Consider the following 18,157-nt stretch of genomic DNA (forward strand, 5'->3'; position numbering starts at 1 on the left):
CTGAGAAAATTTACCCCCTAATTATTCAAACACCCGTGATAATACCTCCCTTCGTTCATGATAAATTTTTATAATCAACTCTCCAAACAAAGTGTTCGCCCAGGCAAACCATGACCGGTTGAAATCCGAAGGGTCGTCCTTGTGAAATGCCTCGTGCATGAATCCCGTTCCGGCATGTGTATTTTTTAACATTTGCAGACAAAACACGATTTCCTTTTCGTCGGTACTCGTGATCGCTCTCAAAATAATACCCATCGGCCAAATTTTTTCTTTCCCCGTATGAGGACTGGCCTGCCCCTCCCCTGCTTTCCCTTTCAGGTAGTACGGGTTGCTTTCGCTCAGTAGAAAAGTCCGTGTATTTTTATACCAATCATCTTCAGTGGAATGTGCGCCCAGGTAAGCCAGTGACATTAATGAAGGTACATTGGCATCATCCATAAACACTTTATTCCCGAACCCATCCACCTCATAGGCATAAATCTCCCCAAAGTCAAGGTGTTCTGTAATGGCATACTGACGGATGGCGGCATCCACCTCTGCGGCAAATTCGGTCAATTCATTCGCGGTTGAATCATCCTTCAAAACATCCCGGAATAGAGCAGACAATTGCCGTAAGGAAATGACTGCAAAAATATTGGAAGGGATTAAAAACGGAAACAGTGTGGCATCATCTGAAGGGCGAAACATAGAGGCAATCAATCCAACGGGTTTCAGGGGCCTTCCAGTGCCTGAAAAAGTGGGGGCATCGATCATAGCCGTAGTTTGACGGACAAATGAGTAGGGAGATTTTCCGTCTTTACGTTGTTCTGTCCGGAATGTTTTGACCACCAATTGCATCGCTCGCTCCCAGTCCTGATCAAAAATGGAAGCATCCCCCGTGATGACAAAATATTCATAAGACAGCCGGACAGCATAACACAGGGAGTCGATTTCCCACTTTCTTTCATGTACGCCAGGAATAGGCGAAGGCCGGTCACTCTTCCAGTCCGACTCCTTAGTCAGGTCTTTGTAAAAAGCATTGGCATAAGGATCTTTAAGAATACATTTTATCTGTCTGTTGATCAACCCTTTTACCAGGTTCCTCAATTTTTCATCTTTTGTAATGAGCGGCATATACGGCCAAACCTGGGCGGTGGAATCCCTCAGCCACATGGCATCGATATCCCCGGTGATGATAAAAGTATCGGGCTTCCCGTCAATAACCTCGTAATCTACCGTAGTATCCAGGGTATTGGGATAACAATTCTCAAACATCCAGGCGAGTTCCTCATCTTTTATGGCAGCTTTTACTTCTTTGATAAGGGCCTCCACTGCCTCACTGGTAAAAGTACGATCCTTCAGCGGAGGGCGATTGGATTTTAATACCCGGGGAAATATCCGCGAAAAATCCAGGGATAGAGACGCAGGGAATGCAAAAGCTCCAAGTGCCATGGAATGGTGTTTCAAAAATATTCTTCTATCCATAAATTTTATGCTGTAATTTGGAATCGTTCAGGAAATAAGGCAATTCCAAAACTACGGTTTAATCACAAAAATAAAAAGAGTGTGAATTCATTTATTTTTTTAAAAAAATACCTGATCTCTATCACGAGGCGTAAAAATGCATTTCACCGTATTCCCACAAGTCCATAGCTTCTGCAAAAGTCCTTAAGCCATTTTTGAATTCGAGTACATTATTCCTGTCCACTTTATAAACAATTGGCTGATTTTGAATGACACCATTTTTCCATTGTTTAAAACATTGTTTGATCAAATCAATTTCTTCATCTTTGGTAATATCCATGTCCAACCGGTACAAACTCCTCATAAGCCCAATAACCGCTTCAGGAGTATTATCATCTATATGAATCATGGGGGAAAGCCGTATAAAACGATCACAAGGTTCTTCATCAAGTTGCTCAAAGAGAAACATCAATGCGACATAATTAGCCCAGTCAGGGGGCTCATAGAGAATAGTTTTAGCCTGATTCAAAACTGATTTGACAAAATAGGCCAATTGGTTTTTTAACTTAAAAAAATTCCATTTCTTTCGGCGGTCCTCAATAGCACATTGCTTTATCTTGTAGAATTGTTCTTTATCCTCTGCGGACATTAATTTATTTCCCGTACCAAGCGACACAATACTGATTTCACTTTTAGGAACACCCAGTTTTATCGCTTCAATTATTCCGGCAACAACGGGATTATTAAAACCACCCAAAGCCCCATCCCATAACTCATAAAAAACCTCGGTTTGTTTGGCTTTAAACCTGGCTGGAAAATCAAAATACTGAATCGGCGCATTGGAAGAACCGTGGATGGCTTGTGTCAGTCGGATAGAGTCAAAACATTCATCTCCTTCTTCATACCCGTAAGATTTAAAAAATTTGGCCCTGTTATTCAGGGCGTCATAAGTACACACGACGATCCTCAATTGATCCTTTCCGATAAATTCAGGCAGCTCACACATCTGGCGTTTATCAATTTCGGGAAACAGCCGTTTAAAGGCCTCTCCTTTTCTTTTAGCACTATATTTGGGCCCGAAGGCACCAAATAACCGGGTATAATCCGTAGGAAAGAAACGCTCCATAAAACGATTCTTGCTAAAAATGGATTCCCGGATTCCTCTGTTTTCAAATAGAGAAAGGGCCTGCGTCAGCGGCCAGTTCTCGGCAAGAGCTGCCAAAACAATACTTCCCCCGGAATTGGCTATGACAAGGTCATATTCCTTCAACACCTGATGACCTGACCACCCCGGATAACGTTCATTTAAAGTCAATAACTGAAGTATCGCCCAGCTTCCTCCACCATCCAATGATAATATTTTATACATGGCATATATATTTTAAAATCCCAAATCAATCAGGTGGATCATCAACATGCCCTGGACCACAAACCTCACAATCCGGAACAATCCAAAAATCAATAACATTCTGAAAGGGTACTTCAATACGGATACTGCCAACACCACCGTGGCATAAGGAGAAAAAGGAAAAAGGGCAGCAATAGTGATAAAGGCACCGCCCCATTTTCGGGTCAGGTTAATATATTTTTCCAATCTCTTTTCGGTAAATGCTTTGATCTTAGGGCGACCTGAGATCCAGGTACCAATCTTATAGGAAATCACACCTCCCATATAGGACAGCACCCCCAGCAGGGTAAGCATAAATACCGGCGAATTAAATTTACCTGCCCAAAGCATAAAAATATCGGGGGGAAGAGGGCCTAAAATGGCTTCGGAGACAAAAAAAATGGACAGGACCTCAATATTCGTAAATTTATCAATAGCCCCCTGGTACAACTGGTCAAAATCCAGTAAAAACCTTCCCAATAGAATAAAGGCCACAATAACCAATCCGTAAAAAAAAACTATCTTAAGGACATTGGTACCGATAAAAGTGTAATAACCTTTACGCTTGTAGTAAAAAAACTTCCTTTGTAAGTTTTGAATGATTCTGCTTATCTGATCCATTATTACAGTTTGTCAGGGTTAAAAAAAACGCATTTTATTGAGGTATTGAACCATCTGTGACTTGATCCTTATTGAGGTATTTTAACCTTTCTCTGAGATTTGAAAAAGTATTTATCGGGAAATTTGAACTCACCAGATTGGTGACCCATGCAGGGACAGCTCCTCCCGGATCCACCTCAAGGAAATATTTAACTTTAACTTTTTCGGGGCCAATGGGAATCACCTCCAGCACGGAATAGTATTCTTTTATCCTGACAAACCCTTTTTTTTCAGGCAATATGTCCGGTACATTTTCCAGTTTCACCATCAGGTGCCCGGTCTTTGGATCCTTTTTTACACTCAAATGCAGGACGACAAACCGATCCATAATCGGCCAGGGTGCCTTCGCCTCAGTATAATAGATCAATTCCTCCTCATTGATCTTTCTGATCACATAAGGATTAGAAGCCGCATAATTCCAATATTGGTATTCTGCCACGTTCAATACAATGGAAGCATACTGAGCCAAAGTTGTTTCTGCCTCAAACCCGGCCCTTACGGCATTGAAGTCAGAATTTTCACGTTTACAGGAGTATACTTTAATACCGTCCTTGACCGTCTGTAACTCACAATCCGGCTGAGCCGAAGTGCTAAGACTCAAAAAGAGAAACAGAAAGAAAAAAGAACCCGCTTTAAGACATTTTAGATGACACATATATCATGCATATTTTTGCAATAAAAAATAAGTGCCAATTGGATGTTGTCAAAATATCAGCTCAGTTCAGTGGAATAAGCGTGTTCAAAAACCTGCTCACGGTACTGCTTGAGGAAGTAATCAATCGTTTCAATTCTGAGTTTTATAGAACCTTTAGGTTTGTTTTCATCGATATCCTTGAAACTAAAAAACGGAGTTCCGGAAGTTTCGATGATCTCTTCAATGACATTGTAGGTTGGAGCATCGTGACCGCACTTAAAGCTAGACAATTCCAACGCCACCAGGTTGGGGTGCCTGGCAACGAATTTGGCAGCCCACAACTTAATATTTACATTGGAACTCAGAGACCTTTTCCACACATCAGAAATCTCCATAGGATCATTTATCCTTCCTGACCGAATGTCATCCCCGAAAACCTGCTCAAGCGTAGCGTCGTCTAAAGGCAGAATATCCTGGGCCAGCACGGGATAGCCCAATTTCTGGAATTCATCGAAAATCTCGTGATTGATCCCGGGATCCTTATGATAAGGCCGTCCGAGTAATACGATACCTATTTTATGGTTGGCCTCCAACTCATCCAGCACAGTTCTTGAAGCTTTCCTCATTTCATTCCGGTATTGTTCAAGCATTTTCCAACCTGTTTCAATCGCACGTTTATTTTCTTTCCGTGTCAGTCCAAAAATGGGTTTGAACATTTCATACATCTGTTGTTCGAATAACTCCGGTTCCGCCAGATTGATAAAAGGGCTGACGTATTTTATACCTTTTTCAGCAAAAATATCTCCCTCCTTCGTAAAGGCCGCTTTGACAGATTCAGGCGAAGGAGCAATGGAGGGACATGCCCATTTTCCTACCATATCTTTCAACCCGGCATCCAGGTTGCCTATCATGGGAAAGAAAATCATGTCCAGTTTCCTTTTTTCATGCTGGACGTAAAGCAGATCATGCACGTGAGAAAGGGTCACCTTACTGGGGTAACAAGGATCAATGGTTCCTCTTTTCCCGCCTTCCTTAAATAACTTTTCACTGGTGAAATCCGAAAAAATAATATTGCCCTTTTTTACACCCAAACTTTCAAAATAGGCCCGGAACAAAGGAGCAAAGGAATACATCAATAAAGCGCGAGGCATCCCGATTCTCCATTTTGCCCTTCGGGCAAAAGCTTCCTGTCGTTGCCTGGAATCAAATGTCCGGACAGGATCAAATACCCCTTCCGGGTCATAACTTTTAAATAATTTTTTATTGCTCACATTCACCAGGTTAGGAGTAGCTTTTAAAGTAGCATCTATTTCCTTTTTGATGCTTCGCATATCCTTTACATCTTCCACCGATCCTTTGTCACAAGAGTTTCCAACAATAATGCGTTTATGCAATCCGTGTTTGCCATTCCCATTTTGGGAAAAAATTCCATTTGTCTGGATGGGCAGATACGCTTCCCTGGTGTTTTTCCCATTGCTTTTCCCATTGCCATTTAATAGCCCAATTCCTTCCATTCCTGGAGGAGGCAACAGGTCGAGTTCGATGAACGTTCGCAGGCAATTGTTTTTACAAAAATGGCACCGGGTATCTTCGTTGGCCGAAGAGGTATAGTGAATGCCCGAAACCGCATCAAGCCCGATAAAGCTGGTGGTTTTATGCCCGTTTTCCCATAATCGAATGGCTTCCAGTCCGGCTCCGATTGCTCCGCTTTCCCCGCAATGTTCGTGCACTGTTATATTGGGTTTTTCAGTCTTGCCTTCAAAGCGGGATTCGATAAAATCCACCTGGGCTTTGACCGCTGCCAGGTTCTTTTGCGTGCCCCCCTGAAGAACGAAATTCGTTCCCAGTTTGGCAAAATTGGGTATTTGAGCTACATAAAGCCATACATTTTTGGGCAATACGGCGGCCAAACCAGCAAGGATCTCTTCTGGTTTCCAACCCAGCCTTTGGAAGTTTACAATATCCGACTGTAAAAATACGGCGCAACCAAAACTGAAGGTCGGATTCAGACGGGCCGTGAAAGCCACTTCTGCATATTTTTCCACCGGTATGCCAAAACTTTCCACGGTCCCCTGCAAAAAATACCCGTTTCCCGCAGAGCATTGAGTGTTCAACTCAAAGTCTTTCACCTTGCCATCTTTAAGCATCATAATTTTGATATCCTGCCCTCCTATATCACAAATGACATCGACATCTTTATAAAAATGCAGGGCAGAATTGGTGTGGGCCACCGTTTCTACTACAGCCGTATCGGCAGATAAAACCTCCCTGAGTACATCTTTTGCATAACCTGTTGTCACCAGTCCTAGTACCTCAAGCGAAGCCCCTACTGAAATTACCTGTTGGTGGATTTTATGCAGCACCTCTTTGGTATCTTCAATCGGATTTCCTTTGGATAACTGGTAGGCTTTTAATAAAACCTGTTTCTCCGGGCTGAGCAATACGGCTTTGGTAGAAGTAGACCCCACATCCAATCCTATGAACCCACAAACCTTTTCGCCTCTTTCAAATGAAGCCGGAACAAATGGTTTAGGGTTATATTTTTCAAGAAAAGCTGCCAGTTCTTCCGATGATGCCACGAGCCCTTTGTCAACACCGGACCGTATTTGCAAACGTCCTTCGTTAATATAATACTCAAGCTGCCCGATTCCAGTGTATTTTCCAAGGTCTTCCTCTTCTTCGAATCCAAATTCTACCGCGCCAATGGCCGCAAAGTAGAGGGAATTTTCAGGGGCAAAAATGAGCTCTTTAGGATCCATATCCGAAGGCAGGGGATAATTTCTTTCCTGCCATATCAGAGTGATATGGTGCTTCCAGGCTTCCTTGATCCCCCTGATATAATTATTGGGACCTCCAAGCAACAGGACAAGCGGGCGTAACGTGTGCCCCCTGGTCAATACCGTCAGGTTTTGAAGTACGATGGCTTCAAAAAGACTGGCCATGAGCTCGGAGGTCTGAATGCCCTGTTTTTGGAGACTATTGATGTCAGTTTCTGCAAAAACACCACATTTCCCGGCCACATTATGCAATTTAACGCCATCATAACCTTGCTCACCAAGAGCTGTAGGAGAAAGGCCCAATTTAGCATTGATCTTGTCGATGACCGCCCCTGTACCTCCGGCGCATTTATCATTCATGCTCGGAATTTTTTTCTTTTTACCGGTACGTGGATTTTCTTTAAAAATGATGATCTTGGAATCCTGTCCTCCCAGATCAATGATGGATCCTACTTCTGGATACAGCTTTTCAGCGGCCAGGCAAACGGCCGTTACTTCCTGGACAAATTTGGCGCCAATGAGGTGTGCAATATTCATTGCACCGCTGCCCGTCATAAATATGCGCATTTGATCCATAGGAACATGCGAAAATTCGGCCTCTATTCTTTTGAGGAAAGACAATACCTCCTCCGGCTGTTTCGTCTCATGGCGCCGATAGTCCTGCCAGATGATCTCTTTGGAAACTGCATCGATAACCACCGCTTTAACAGTGGTAGAACCTACGTCTATCCCGATATATATTTTAATGTTCTCCATAAGGTTAGTTTTAGAGTGAAATGGAAACTATAGTAATGACGATAAAATAATTCCTCGTCAAGTCCTCTGAGTTTTTTGAATCAGGTCATCAACATGGTAAATAAAGTTTGCAGCCATACTGACTACCCCTTTACGTCGCGGAACGATATATAACGGATTTTTTAACTCGGCGTGGTTTTCGACGTAAGTTCTCATTTCCTCCATGCTGGAAGTCACGATTTTCCGGGCTTCATTAATTTCAGTTTTTACTTTTACCCGGGCATCCCCCAGCGACATCAATACACGACTCTGGGCATTTGTTTCCCCTTCCCCCGCTGTTTCCAGGGGGAGGTAGATCATTTCTTTGTTACTTTCCATGACGGAAGCCTGAACAGCGTCGGACTGGGTACTTGGCATACATCCGAATGGTTTTAAACTCAAAACCATATGCGCCAGATAGTGCTCGTGGTAGTAAATATTCTTGGCTATCTCCATATAACCCTCCCCCCCTTCGATATTGATATTGTAGTAAGGTTCTGCAATTTTTTGTAGTTCATTCTGATCGAGTAACATGTGATAATCGCCCCCCAATGCTTTTAATAAACGGGCGTATTCTCTTCTGAAAAGGAGATTTCCAAGCCACAAGACCAGGGCTTTCTTTTGATAAGCGAAATAATTATTCAAGCGGGTGACAGGATTCCATCGATGGGTCAGGTTTTGCTTTAAAAGCACTTTCCGACGATTGGCATGCCGGAGTTTACCCTTGCTAAATAAAAACTGAACAAGAGAGGCTACCGGTTCGATCAACAAAGCGGAACCTTCTTTTTCAAGAAATTCAAACATATTGAAGTTCCCGGCACCAACGGTAGTGATGGCCCAAAACTCACCGGTTATTTTGACCGTGGTTTTGGCTTTAAACCTATCTACTTCAATGGTTTCAAACATTTTACGGACCTCTTTAAGTGCATCGGTATAATAATTACTACTCAACTGGTCCAAAAACCGGGCAATAAAAGTGACCGGCTCACTCAAATGAAACAGGTTCAAAAACTGGTCCCATCGTTTAGGGAGAACAATTCTCTTTTTATTTTTGAGCTTTTCATATAAAAACCGTTTTGCCTGTTCCAGCACCTCATCCGTTTGTCCTTTATTGACCTCATAAGGCCTGGTGGCATAGGTCAACTCGTTGATTACGTCTGCCAGGTTAAGAGCATTGACCGTAGCCAAAAAGAATTCAGGATCCACATTGATCCCATCCCCTTTGACTTCCTGTTTCAATCCCCCTTCATTCTGAAAAAGAATTACCCTGAACCCGTCAAAACCACAATCTTTAAGAGCCATTCGGTATTCCGTTTCCAACATTCCAAAACGACAAGGAGCATTACATCCTATCGTAAAAAACACATTATTTTCAATAATATCCTCTTTACTCACCCCCGATTTTTCCAAACCTTTCAAATAGCGGATCAGGTTTCCCACGGTAAAATAAGCAGGGTTGCAATAACCGTTATTGCCGTATTCCCTTCCATAGTGGAAGGCTTCCAGATTGGTAGGAGGCAGCATTTTAGCTTTTATTCCCAACTCGTTCAGGGTCGCTTCAAAGAGGAAGTCATGGGTTGGCGACAAACCGCCTACCAGAACCGTCGTGGTCTCCCTTTCGTGGAATAAAAATGGTCGTTCTTTGTGTATTCGAAAGTGATGATCAACAGGAGTTTTAACGGGGGGAGATTCAAAAATCGGGAAAAAAGTACCTGTTTGCGTTGTTGTGTTTTGAAGGTTATCCATATGCAAATAAATTATCCAGGTTAATCAATCAATTAGCCGTGAGATTAATTCCTATTCAATCAAGGAACACGAACTCCAAACGATTTACAGCAAACAGTAGTTATGGAAAGGTATTCAATTAATGCAGCCCGGGTGTGATGGTCAATATTGGGCTACAATTAAAATGAAGAAGAACACAATTTAATATTTTTTGCCTGAATAGTCAATTTTTCAATCAAATATTTTGATTAACTTTGCAATAGTGAGTAATTAAGGCCAGCCGGATTGATTAAAAAAAATGAGTCATTCAACAATAATGAATACCCTTGGGTAATTTTATTATTATAATCTTTAATCAAATGTATAGAGCCTGGTTCCAGATCATTTTACTGAGCATTCTTCCGTTTTTTTCCTTTGCTCAAAACTGTGATTTTACAATTGATGCCGGAGTGGATATGATCCTCTGCGAAGAAGGAATGGTATCCCTCAATGCCTCAACTTCTTCGATCCCTTTATCTGTTACCTGGTCACCCCAAGGGCTATTTTCCGATCCAACCAGCCTTTCCACCATTGCTAATATCCTGACTTCTACAACATTAAGTCTATCTGTTGAAATACTATCGGAGGTTAACCTGGTGGTCAATGGGGATTTTAGCCAGGGAGACACCGGTTTTTCCAGTGATTACATCTATGGCACAGGCGGCGGTGTAGGACTGTTATCCAACGAAGGGCAATACGCGATAGCGGACAATGCCGGAGATACGCATAACCATTTTGATGATTGCTCTGATCATACCGGTGGTGGAAATATGATGGTAGTAAACGCTTCAGGATTACCCAACAATATCTGGTGCCAGACCATAACCGTGGCGCCTGGAACAGATTATGATTTTAGCGCCTGGATTACCTCTGTGACAGATGAGAATCCCGCACAGTTGCAATTCTCCATCAATGGAAGCCTCATCGGGGATATTTTTAATGCAAGTTCCACTACCTGCTCCTGGGATCAATTTGCGGCCCAATGGAATTCAGGGATCACCACCTCTGCAGAAATATGTATTGTTAACTCCAACCTCACGCCCAATGGGAATGACTTTGCCATGGATGATATTTCCTTCCGGCAAATATGTGTTTTGACAGACGAGGTCACCGTTGAAGTCACCACGCTTGATGCTACCTGGAACAACCCGGGCCTCTTCTGTGAAACGGATGCCCCTGTCAATCTAAACAACTGGCTCTCCAGCACCGCCACAACGGGAGGAAGCTGGACCATAAATGAAATTGGTGCCGTCGAATTTGATCCTGGTTTCCTTGGACCAGGCCTGCATGAGGTCATTTATACCGTAGAAGCAACTGATTGCAGTGAATCCTTTTCCTGGACACTAGGCGTAGCGCCCTATTTGGAAGCTGGACAAGCAGAATCCATGACCTTATGTCAGAACGAAAACCAAAATATTCTGCTATCTGACCTGCTGCTGGGGGAAAGTCCCGGTGGATTGTGGACGGAAGTCTCTGATTCCCCTTCCTCAGGCAATGCTTTTAATCCCAATGCCGGCACTTTTAATACCCTTGGGCAGTCGGTTGGCACATACCTCTTTGAATACAACCACGGAAATATTGCCCCCTGTCCTTCGACTTCGGCCACAGTGTCGGTGACCATTGCTCCCGAACCAACGGCTACAGCCGGACCGGACCAAAGCCTTGATTGTTTCAATGAAACAGTCACTTTGGGTGAATCAATTACGAACCCGGATCTGGCCTTTACCTGGCAGGCAGCAGACGGTTCCCTATTGGGTGAAGGGACTTCTGTGTTAAACGTTAGTGAAGAAGGCGTTTACACGCTGAATGTTATCAATGCTGTTACCGGGTGTTTTGCCTCAGACGAGGTAACTGTTTCTTCCAATATTTCGGATATTTCCCTTACGGCCTCCACTACCCCTATTTCATGCAATCAAACCGATGACGGGGCCATTACCATCGAATCGGTCAGCGGCGGTACCGGGCCTTATTTATTTTCTATTGACGGAGAAAACTTCAATTCTTCCCTGGCATTCCAGGGATTGGAAGCAGGGAATTATACCCTGACGGCCATGGATGTTTTTGGTTGTGAAACCATACTTCCGCTTACCCTGGAGCCTTCCAGCCAGCTTTCTGCTGTATTAAATGCAAGCATCTCCGGTAATCCTGTGATAATCAGCCTGGGGGACAGTTTAACTCTAAGTGTTCAAACGAATATTGTACCCGAAAAAATTGACACCATTATCTGGGATCCTTTTGTTTTCCAGTGTACGGGGTGTCTTGAAATGGTAATAACCCCTGTAACCACCACAACTTATTCGGTTACCATTTCAGATGATAACGGCTGTACCGCCTCCGATGAACTTACCGTTATCGTGGAGAAAGAAGACGATATTTACATCCCCAATGCTTTTTCACCAAATGATGATGGAATTAATGACCTCTTTTATATTCACGCCGCAAAGGGTGCGGTTAAGGTAATTGAGTTCATCATTGTGGATCGTTGGGGAGGATTGGTATTTCAAAATAAAGACTTCCTCCCTAATGCCCCGGAGGGTGGCTGGAATGGCAGGCAAAAAGGCCAATTGCTCAATGCTGGGGTTTATGTCTATTCGGCCCGAATTGAAATGTCCGACGGAAGGGTGGTTAAAAAAATGGGAGAAGTTAACCTGATCTATTGATTACAGCCTGACATAGGACATCCCTTATATTTTAATTGGATAATATCTTGATGGCTCTTGCATTGTTTTCAAAAAGAACCAAATAAGGCAGTCATTATTTCCCAAAAATTGAATTTTTATCTTCTATATAGATAATTTTCATAATTTGTGACAAATTTCTTCACAGGTATGACGAAGTTAACGCTTCCATTTTTGCTTTTGGCTATATGCCTATCCTTTGTGCATACGGATGAGAAACAAATTTCAAAATCACAGGGTGAATCAAAAATGTTGAAACAGACATTTTGGGAGGCTCCATTTTTATTACCTCCTGATCTGCCCTACACCTCAAAAAAAAACACCTTTTTTCTTTCTGAATCCGACTTCTTTTCAACCACCACCAATCTAATCACTAGCGAGGTCAGTATTGACTCCATAGCCCCCATTTGTCTTAAACCCTCTACGAATGCATTTGAACTTACTGCAACCATAACAGGAGATCCTGGAACCGGAACATGGAGCGGAAATGGAATAACCGATAGCGTTTTCGGTATTTTCGACCCCCAAATAGCTGGTATCGGTACCCATATTATCACCTATACTTTTAGCAATCCGGATACCTTAATCATTGCGACCACTGAGATACAAGTCATTCAGCAACCCGATGCAACATTTTTCACTGATGACGTCATTTGCGAGTTGGACACCCTTGACATCCTCTTTTTTGGGGAAGCGGGCCCGACTGCTCAATTTGAATGGAATTTTGACGAAGGAAATATCCTTTCCGGAACAGGCGAAGGGCCATACAGGATTTACTGGGACACTTCTGGCGACAGGCTGGTGCAATTACTGATCGTTGATGGGGTTTGTATGTCCGATACTTTCGAAATGAATATACAGGTGGACCCAAAACTGGACACCCCGAATATTGTATGTGAAGAAACTTTCACCAGCATTTCTTATGAATGGAACCCCATTGAACACTCGACTGCCTACGTGGTCTCTGTAATAAACGGGCCCTTGGGATTAATAACTTCCGATACCAGCTACCTTTTACAAGGATTAACCCCGGGGCAATCCATAGGAATTAAAATGGTTGTAGTAAGTGCAAACTCATGCCCGGGCAGTATTACCCTGCCAGTCTGCACCACCACCTATTGTCCTGAAAATGTTGATGCCATTGTTCCTTTTGGGCCGGTATGCATTGCTCCCGGACAAACAGACACTATCACTCTGGAACACAATATTGATGAAACACTGAGTGATTTTTCCATTTCATGGTTTGGACCCGGCATCATTGATTCTATTGAGGGCAAGTTGGTGATAAACGATCAAATGTTGGGAGTGAATGAAGTCTATCTTTTCCTGGATAGTGATGTTTGCACCGCATATGATACATTGACATTCGAGGTCTTCCCGGGTCCGATTGCTGATTTTTCCCTGCCCGATACGGCTTGTTTTACGGAGGAAATTCCTCTGGTTTTTACCGGAACAAATGTAACCGATTCGATTTTAAGCTGGGAACTTGACGGAGGAAACATCCTCAGTAATTCTCCCAATAATGACAGCCTCACCGTTCATTGGACGACTCCCGGCTCAAAAGTGGTTACCCTGCAAATCGATCATCCTGAATGTATCGGAAGCAGCGTTTCTTACCCTATCGAAATCCAGGACGCGCCTATTCCTCCCCAGATAAATTGCGAAGCCAATCTTACCGAAATACTCTTTACCTGGCCTTTTGACCCAATAGCTTCGGGATACCAGGTCATTGTCAATGAAGGACCTCCGGGAAATTTAACTTCGGACACTTCCTACCTGGTGCAAAATCTCCTCCCGGGGCAAACATCCGGCATTGAGGTCATTTTGTTAAGTTCCAATGAATGTCCTTCCGTAAGCAATTTTGGCTCGTGTACCACTTTAACATGCCCGGATGTAACCCTTGAAATAGAAGAGATTACCCCTATTTGCTTTGAATACACAGACACCCTTCAGTTGCAACTTGCTCAAAGCCTGGGGATAGATACCGGCACCTTCTATTGGTTCGGGAATGGGATCATTGACGATCAAAATGGTTTATTTGAATTGAACGCCATGCAAATAAACCAGCTCAATGAAGTCATTGCCATTTACGAGGAATCCGTTTGTTTCTACTCCGATACCATTCAAATAGCGGTAAATCTTCAACCGGAAAGTTCTTTTGTCCTCGCAGACAGTTTATGTTTGGGCGACACCACTTCGGTTGTTTATACAGGAAACGCATCCCTAAGTGATAATTTCAACTGGAATTTTGGCAATGCAACTGCTATAAATACTTCAACAGGGCCCGGCCCCATTCAACTCACCTGGAATAGTCCCGGCATTCAAAATTTATCCCTTTCCGTGGAAGCATCAGGTTGTGTTTCTGAAGAAACCATGGATTCCATTATGTTATTCGCACCGCTAAATATCCCGGAACCTGAATGTAATGCCACGGCAAATACTATTGAAGTGAACTGGCCAGCGATACAAGGCGCCGCCGGGTATGAGTTCGAAACAGGGCAAAATTTCGATTTCACCTGGACCTCAGATACCTCTGTTTTAATAACAGGTTTAACACCGGACTCCCTTCTGGATTTCACCTTAATTGCTTTAAACGATAATCTTTGCGGAAATACCGAGACTTCTTTTTCCTGCACTACCCTGCCCTGCTTACCGGTTATTTTTAACTGGGCTGCCGACCAGGAAAACCTCTGTCTTGGCGATCAGACCAATATCCTTTTTGATATTACAGGGAGTGATACTTTTAATATAATAATTGCAGCCGGAAACGATACGACTGCTTACACAAGTATTGTAGATGGAATCGGCATACCCTTTATTCCAGCTCAAAATACGGTTTATCATATCATCAGTATAGAAAATCAAAACGCACCGGCCTGTGTCCCTGAAATCCCTGAGGACATCAATATCGAAGTGCATGAGCCATTAGAAGCCGGGACCTCTACTGATCCTGAAGAAATATGCAGTGGCCTCAATACGTTAGTCTTACTGCCTGATCTCATCCTCGGTTACCAAACGGGAGGCATCTGGTCAGACCACTCTACTCCCCCTTCTCCTCCGGGCGCGCTGAATGTCAACACAGGAACTTTTTCTGTGGACAATTCTCCTGCCGGAACCTATTCGTTCCTTTACACTTTACCTTCGCCCCTGCCTTGTCCGGCAGTCGAGGTCGAAGTTAGCCTGATTATCAATGAATCACCCATTGCGGATGCGGGCGAAGACCTGACCTTAGGTTGTTTGATTGATGAAGGAAGCATTGGAAGCGGTGAGACGAGTACTGGATCTGACATTAACATTCAATGGACCTCGGCTGGAGGCACGCCTATTGAAAATCCTAATGATCCTGTGATAGAAGTTAACCAGGCGGATCAATATTTTCTGACGGTAACCAATAACCTGACGGGCTGCACAAGTATGGATGAAGTAATGGTCAGCTCTGATATATCATTTCTAACCGCCTATACCTCCATTACCCCAATTACCTGTTTTGGAGAAAACAACGGAATTATCCGTTTGGATTCAGTGGCAGGAGGCACGCCTCCTTATCTTATTTCGTTCAACGGTAATCCACCTGTTTCCCAAACGTTTTTTTCAGATTTGCCCTCCGGCGATTACGAACTTTTGATCATAGATTCTGAAGGATGCCAAACGTCAAGCAATATTAGCCTTGATGCCCCTCAACCTTTAACCGTTCAGATTAACGGCAATTTTGAAAACGGAGAACCTTTTATTCAAATTGGGGATGATTTACAGTTAACGGCCATAGTCAACAGGCTGTTTTCCGAGATTGATACCGTCGTCTGGAACCCGAATACACTCCAGCAGCTGGGCCCTCTTTCTGTTTCGGATCAGCCCGGCGTAACCATTACCTATACTATTAGTGTGACTGATGTAAACGGCTGTAAAGCAATGGATGTGTTGACGGTTTTTGTCAGGAAAAACAGCAATGTGTATATTCCGAACTCATTTTCGCCGAATAATGACGGCATCAATGACCTGTTCATGATCTTTTCAGGTAAAGGGGTTGAGGAAGTCGTTAATTTTTCCATCTTCAACCGATGGGGAGAAATGGTCTTTCAACAAAATAATTTTCAACCAAACGATGACATTTATGGCTGGGACGGTAACTTTTACGGGCAGCCTATGAATCCAGGGGTGTTTGTTTATTCAGCGGAGATCAAAATGATCGGCGGTGAGGTGGTCATTTTCAAAGGTGAAGTAAACCTAATTCGCTAATGCCAATCATCGCAGGCCTTATTTCTATTCGCATCTTTTTTTGATTTCGTCCACTGCTGTTTCCATATCGGCAAAAAATACATCCGAACCAATTTGATTAAAAAATCCTCCTTTTCTCAATACATCCTGGCTGACGACTTTCATCCCCTGGAAATAAATACCCCCACGTGTGTTCTTCCATTTTTGGACTTCAGTAGCCAGCCATTCAGCAGCACCAAAGTCAATAAAATTGATGCCAGCGGACATGACGAGAATGCTTTTTACCTCATTTTCTTTGTAAGCCTTATGAAAATATTCAGCCACAGTTTCTATCGAACCAAAATAAAGGGAACCATCAATTCGTATTATTTTACAATTCAAATCCTCTTTCAGATTTTCCTCCCGAATAAGATTGATGTATTTGTTGTCCTCATTTAATCCCATCACAGCAATATTGGGTTTGGAAGTCCTTTCAAGATAAAAATAAAGAGAAGCCAGGATCCCGGCGAGCAAAGCCATCTCCAATGCGAAAAACAAAGTCCCGATAATGGTGATCATCAAAACGATTAACTCTTTTTTACTCGTCTTGAAAATATGTTTGATATGAATGATATCTACCAGGTTATACCCAACAAGCAAAATGATCCCCCCCATAGCGGCTTTGGGCAGATAAGCGGCATAATTTGCCAAAAATAATAAAACAAGCATTAAAAAAAAGGAAGCAAAAATGGCAGAAAGCGGCGTTTTTGCCCCAGCCTGAAAATTCACGCCTGACCGGGTGAACGATCCGGAACTCGCGTAACAGTTAAAAAAACTGGGAATGATATTGGAAAGCCCCTGGCCTATAAACTCCTGGTTGACATTTAGCCGTTGGTTAGAATACAAGGCAATGGCCCGGGCAATGGAAACGGCTTCCACCAATCCCAGAAGTGCCAAAATAAAAGCGCCAGGCATTAATAACTGGATGCGTTCCCATGAAAACTGGGGGACTGAAAATGGCGGCAGATGGGAAGGAATTTGACCCACCGTTTCGATACCTACTGAATCTCCCCCCAAAATCAACGCCAGGATACTTCCCGCAAGCATCGCTATCAACATATTAAAGCGCTTTAACACCTTAATATATTTTTTGATTAAAATCGCAATGAGTAAGGTGGAAACAGCAGTGACAAAAACATACCAGTTAATCTCACTCCAATGCTCAGGTATGTACATCAGGATTTCAACAATTTCGCTTCCCTGGGGCATCTTTAATCCAAAAACGTGCTTTAATTGTTTAAAGGCGATCAGAATCCCTGCCCCGGCAGTAAAACCAATGACTACTGTATTGGACACAAAATTGACCAATTTCCCCATCTTTAAAAGCCCCATAAACAACTTGATAAAACCCGTCATCGTCGTCAATACCAATGCCAGGGAGATATAGGTTTCGAGGTCTGTTTCAGGATGGACAAATTTAGTGATGGTCCCATAAACAACAATAGAGCTGGTAGTAGTAGGGCCTGATATCAGATGGTAGGAAGATCCCCAAAGGGCTGCGATGATTGGCGTAAGCATGGCCACATAAAACCCATAAACCGGAGGCATTCCCGCAATCATTGCAAAGGCAACTGCCTGTGGAATAACGATAATGGTTCCCGTAATCCCCGCAATCAGATCATCCTTCCATGTTTTTTTGGTCATGGGAAGCCATTCGAGAAATGGAAATACTTTTTGTAAGGTGGCTGATCGGTTACTCATCGAAAACGCTTTGTTATTGAATCCTAAATATACAAAATAAAAAAAACAGGACCCCATTTAATCATGGAGCCCTGTTGGTTTATCT

9 protein-coding genes are annotated in these 18,157 nt (G+C 43.1%); 2 read left to right on the forward strand and 7 right to left on the reverse strand.

The genetic code is table 11. The features are described 5' to 3' along the window. Positions 1-21: 21 nt before the first annotated feature. The 6 genes from H6571_03330 to H6571_03355 all read right to left on the reverse strand — a co-directional run bounded on the left by H6571_03330 (position 22) and on the right by H6571_03355 (position 9,421). Positions 22-1,464, reverse strand: coding sequence for a glycoside hydrolase family 125 protein (locus H6571_03330; GenBank protein ID MCB9322751.1), 1,443 nt, complete (start codon positions 1,462-1,464; stop codon positions 22-24). Positions 1,465-1,585: 121 nt separating this feature from the next. Beyond that, the gene (locus H6571_03335) at positions 1,586-2,812 is read right to left on the reverse strand and encodes a patatin-like phospholipase family protein (GenBank protein ID MCB9322752.1); all 1,227 of its coding nucleotides are present in this window, start codon (positions 2,810-2,812) and stop codon (positions 1,586-1,588) included. A 12-nt stretch (positions 2,813-2,824) separates the two neighbouring features. Further along, positions 2,825-3,451: a hypothetical protein gene (locus H6571_03340; GenBank protein MCB9322753.1), complete on the reverse strand. Its 627-nt coding sequence runs from the start codon at positions 3,449-3,451 to the stop codon at positions 2,825-2,827. 34 nt (positions 3,452-3,485) lie between these two features. Next, a complete protein-coding gene (locus H6571_03345; GenBank protein ID MCB9322754.1) occupies positions 3,486-4,145 on the reverse strand; it encodes a hypothetical protein in 660 nt (219 codons plus the stop codon). Between the two features lie 56 nt (positions 4,146-4,201). After that, on the reverse strand, positions 4,202-7,657 hold the full coding sequence (locus tag H6571_03350) for a CoA activase (GenBank protein ID MCB9322755.1): 3,456 nt from the start codon (positions 7,655-7,657) through the stop codon (positions 4,202-4,204). Positions 7,658-7,714: 57 nt separating this feature from the next. Next, entirely contained in the window at positions 7,715-9,421 is a 1,707-nt protein-coding gene (locus H6571_03355) for an activator of (R)-2-hydroxyglutaryl-CoA dehydratase (protein MCB9322756.1), read from the reverse strand. 338 nt (positions 9,422-9,759) lie between these two features. Here H6571_03355 and H6571_03360 point away from each other — a divergent pair, with 338 nt between their 5' ends. Both H6571_03360 and H6571_03365 read left to right on the forward strand, forming a co-directional pair. Continuing rightward, a complete protein-coding gene (locus tag H6571_03360; protein ID MCB9322757.1) occupies positions 9,760-12,099 on the forward strand; it encodes a gliding motility-associated C-terminal domain-containing protein in 2,340 nt (779 codons plus the stop codon). 267 nt (positions 12,100-12,366) lie between these two features. Continuing rightward, a complete protein-coding gene (locus H6571_03365) occupies positions 12,367-16,353 on the forward strand; it encodes a gliding motility-associated C-terminal domain-containing protein (GenBank protein ID MCB9322758.1) in 3,987 nt (1,328 codons plus the stop codon). A gap of 24 nt (positions 16,354-16,377) precedes the next feature. On the opposite strand, the gene H6571_03370 is transcribed toward H6571_03365, so the two are convergent. Further along, positions 16,378-18,072 (reverse strand): SulP family inorganic anion transporter, encoded by a 1,695-nt coding sequence (locus tag H6571_03370; GenBank protein MCB9322759.1) that lies wholly within the window; start codon positions 18,070-18,072, stop codon positions 16,378-16,380. Positions 18,073-18,157: the final 85 nt, after the last annotated feature.

Source organism: Lewinellaceae bacterium (assembly GCA_020636105.1).
Taxonomy (GTDB): Bacteria; Bacteroidota; Bacteroidia; order Chitinophagales; family Saprospiraceae; genus BCD1.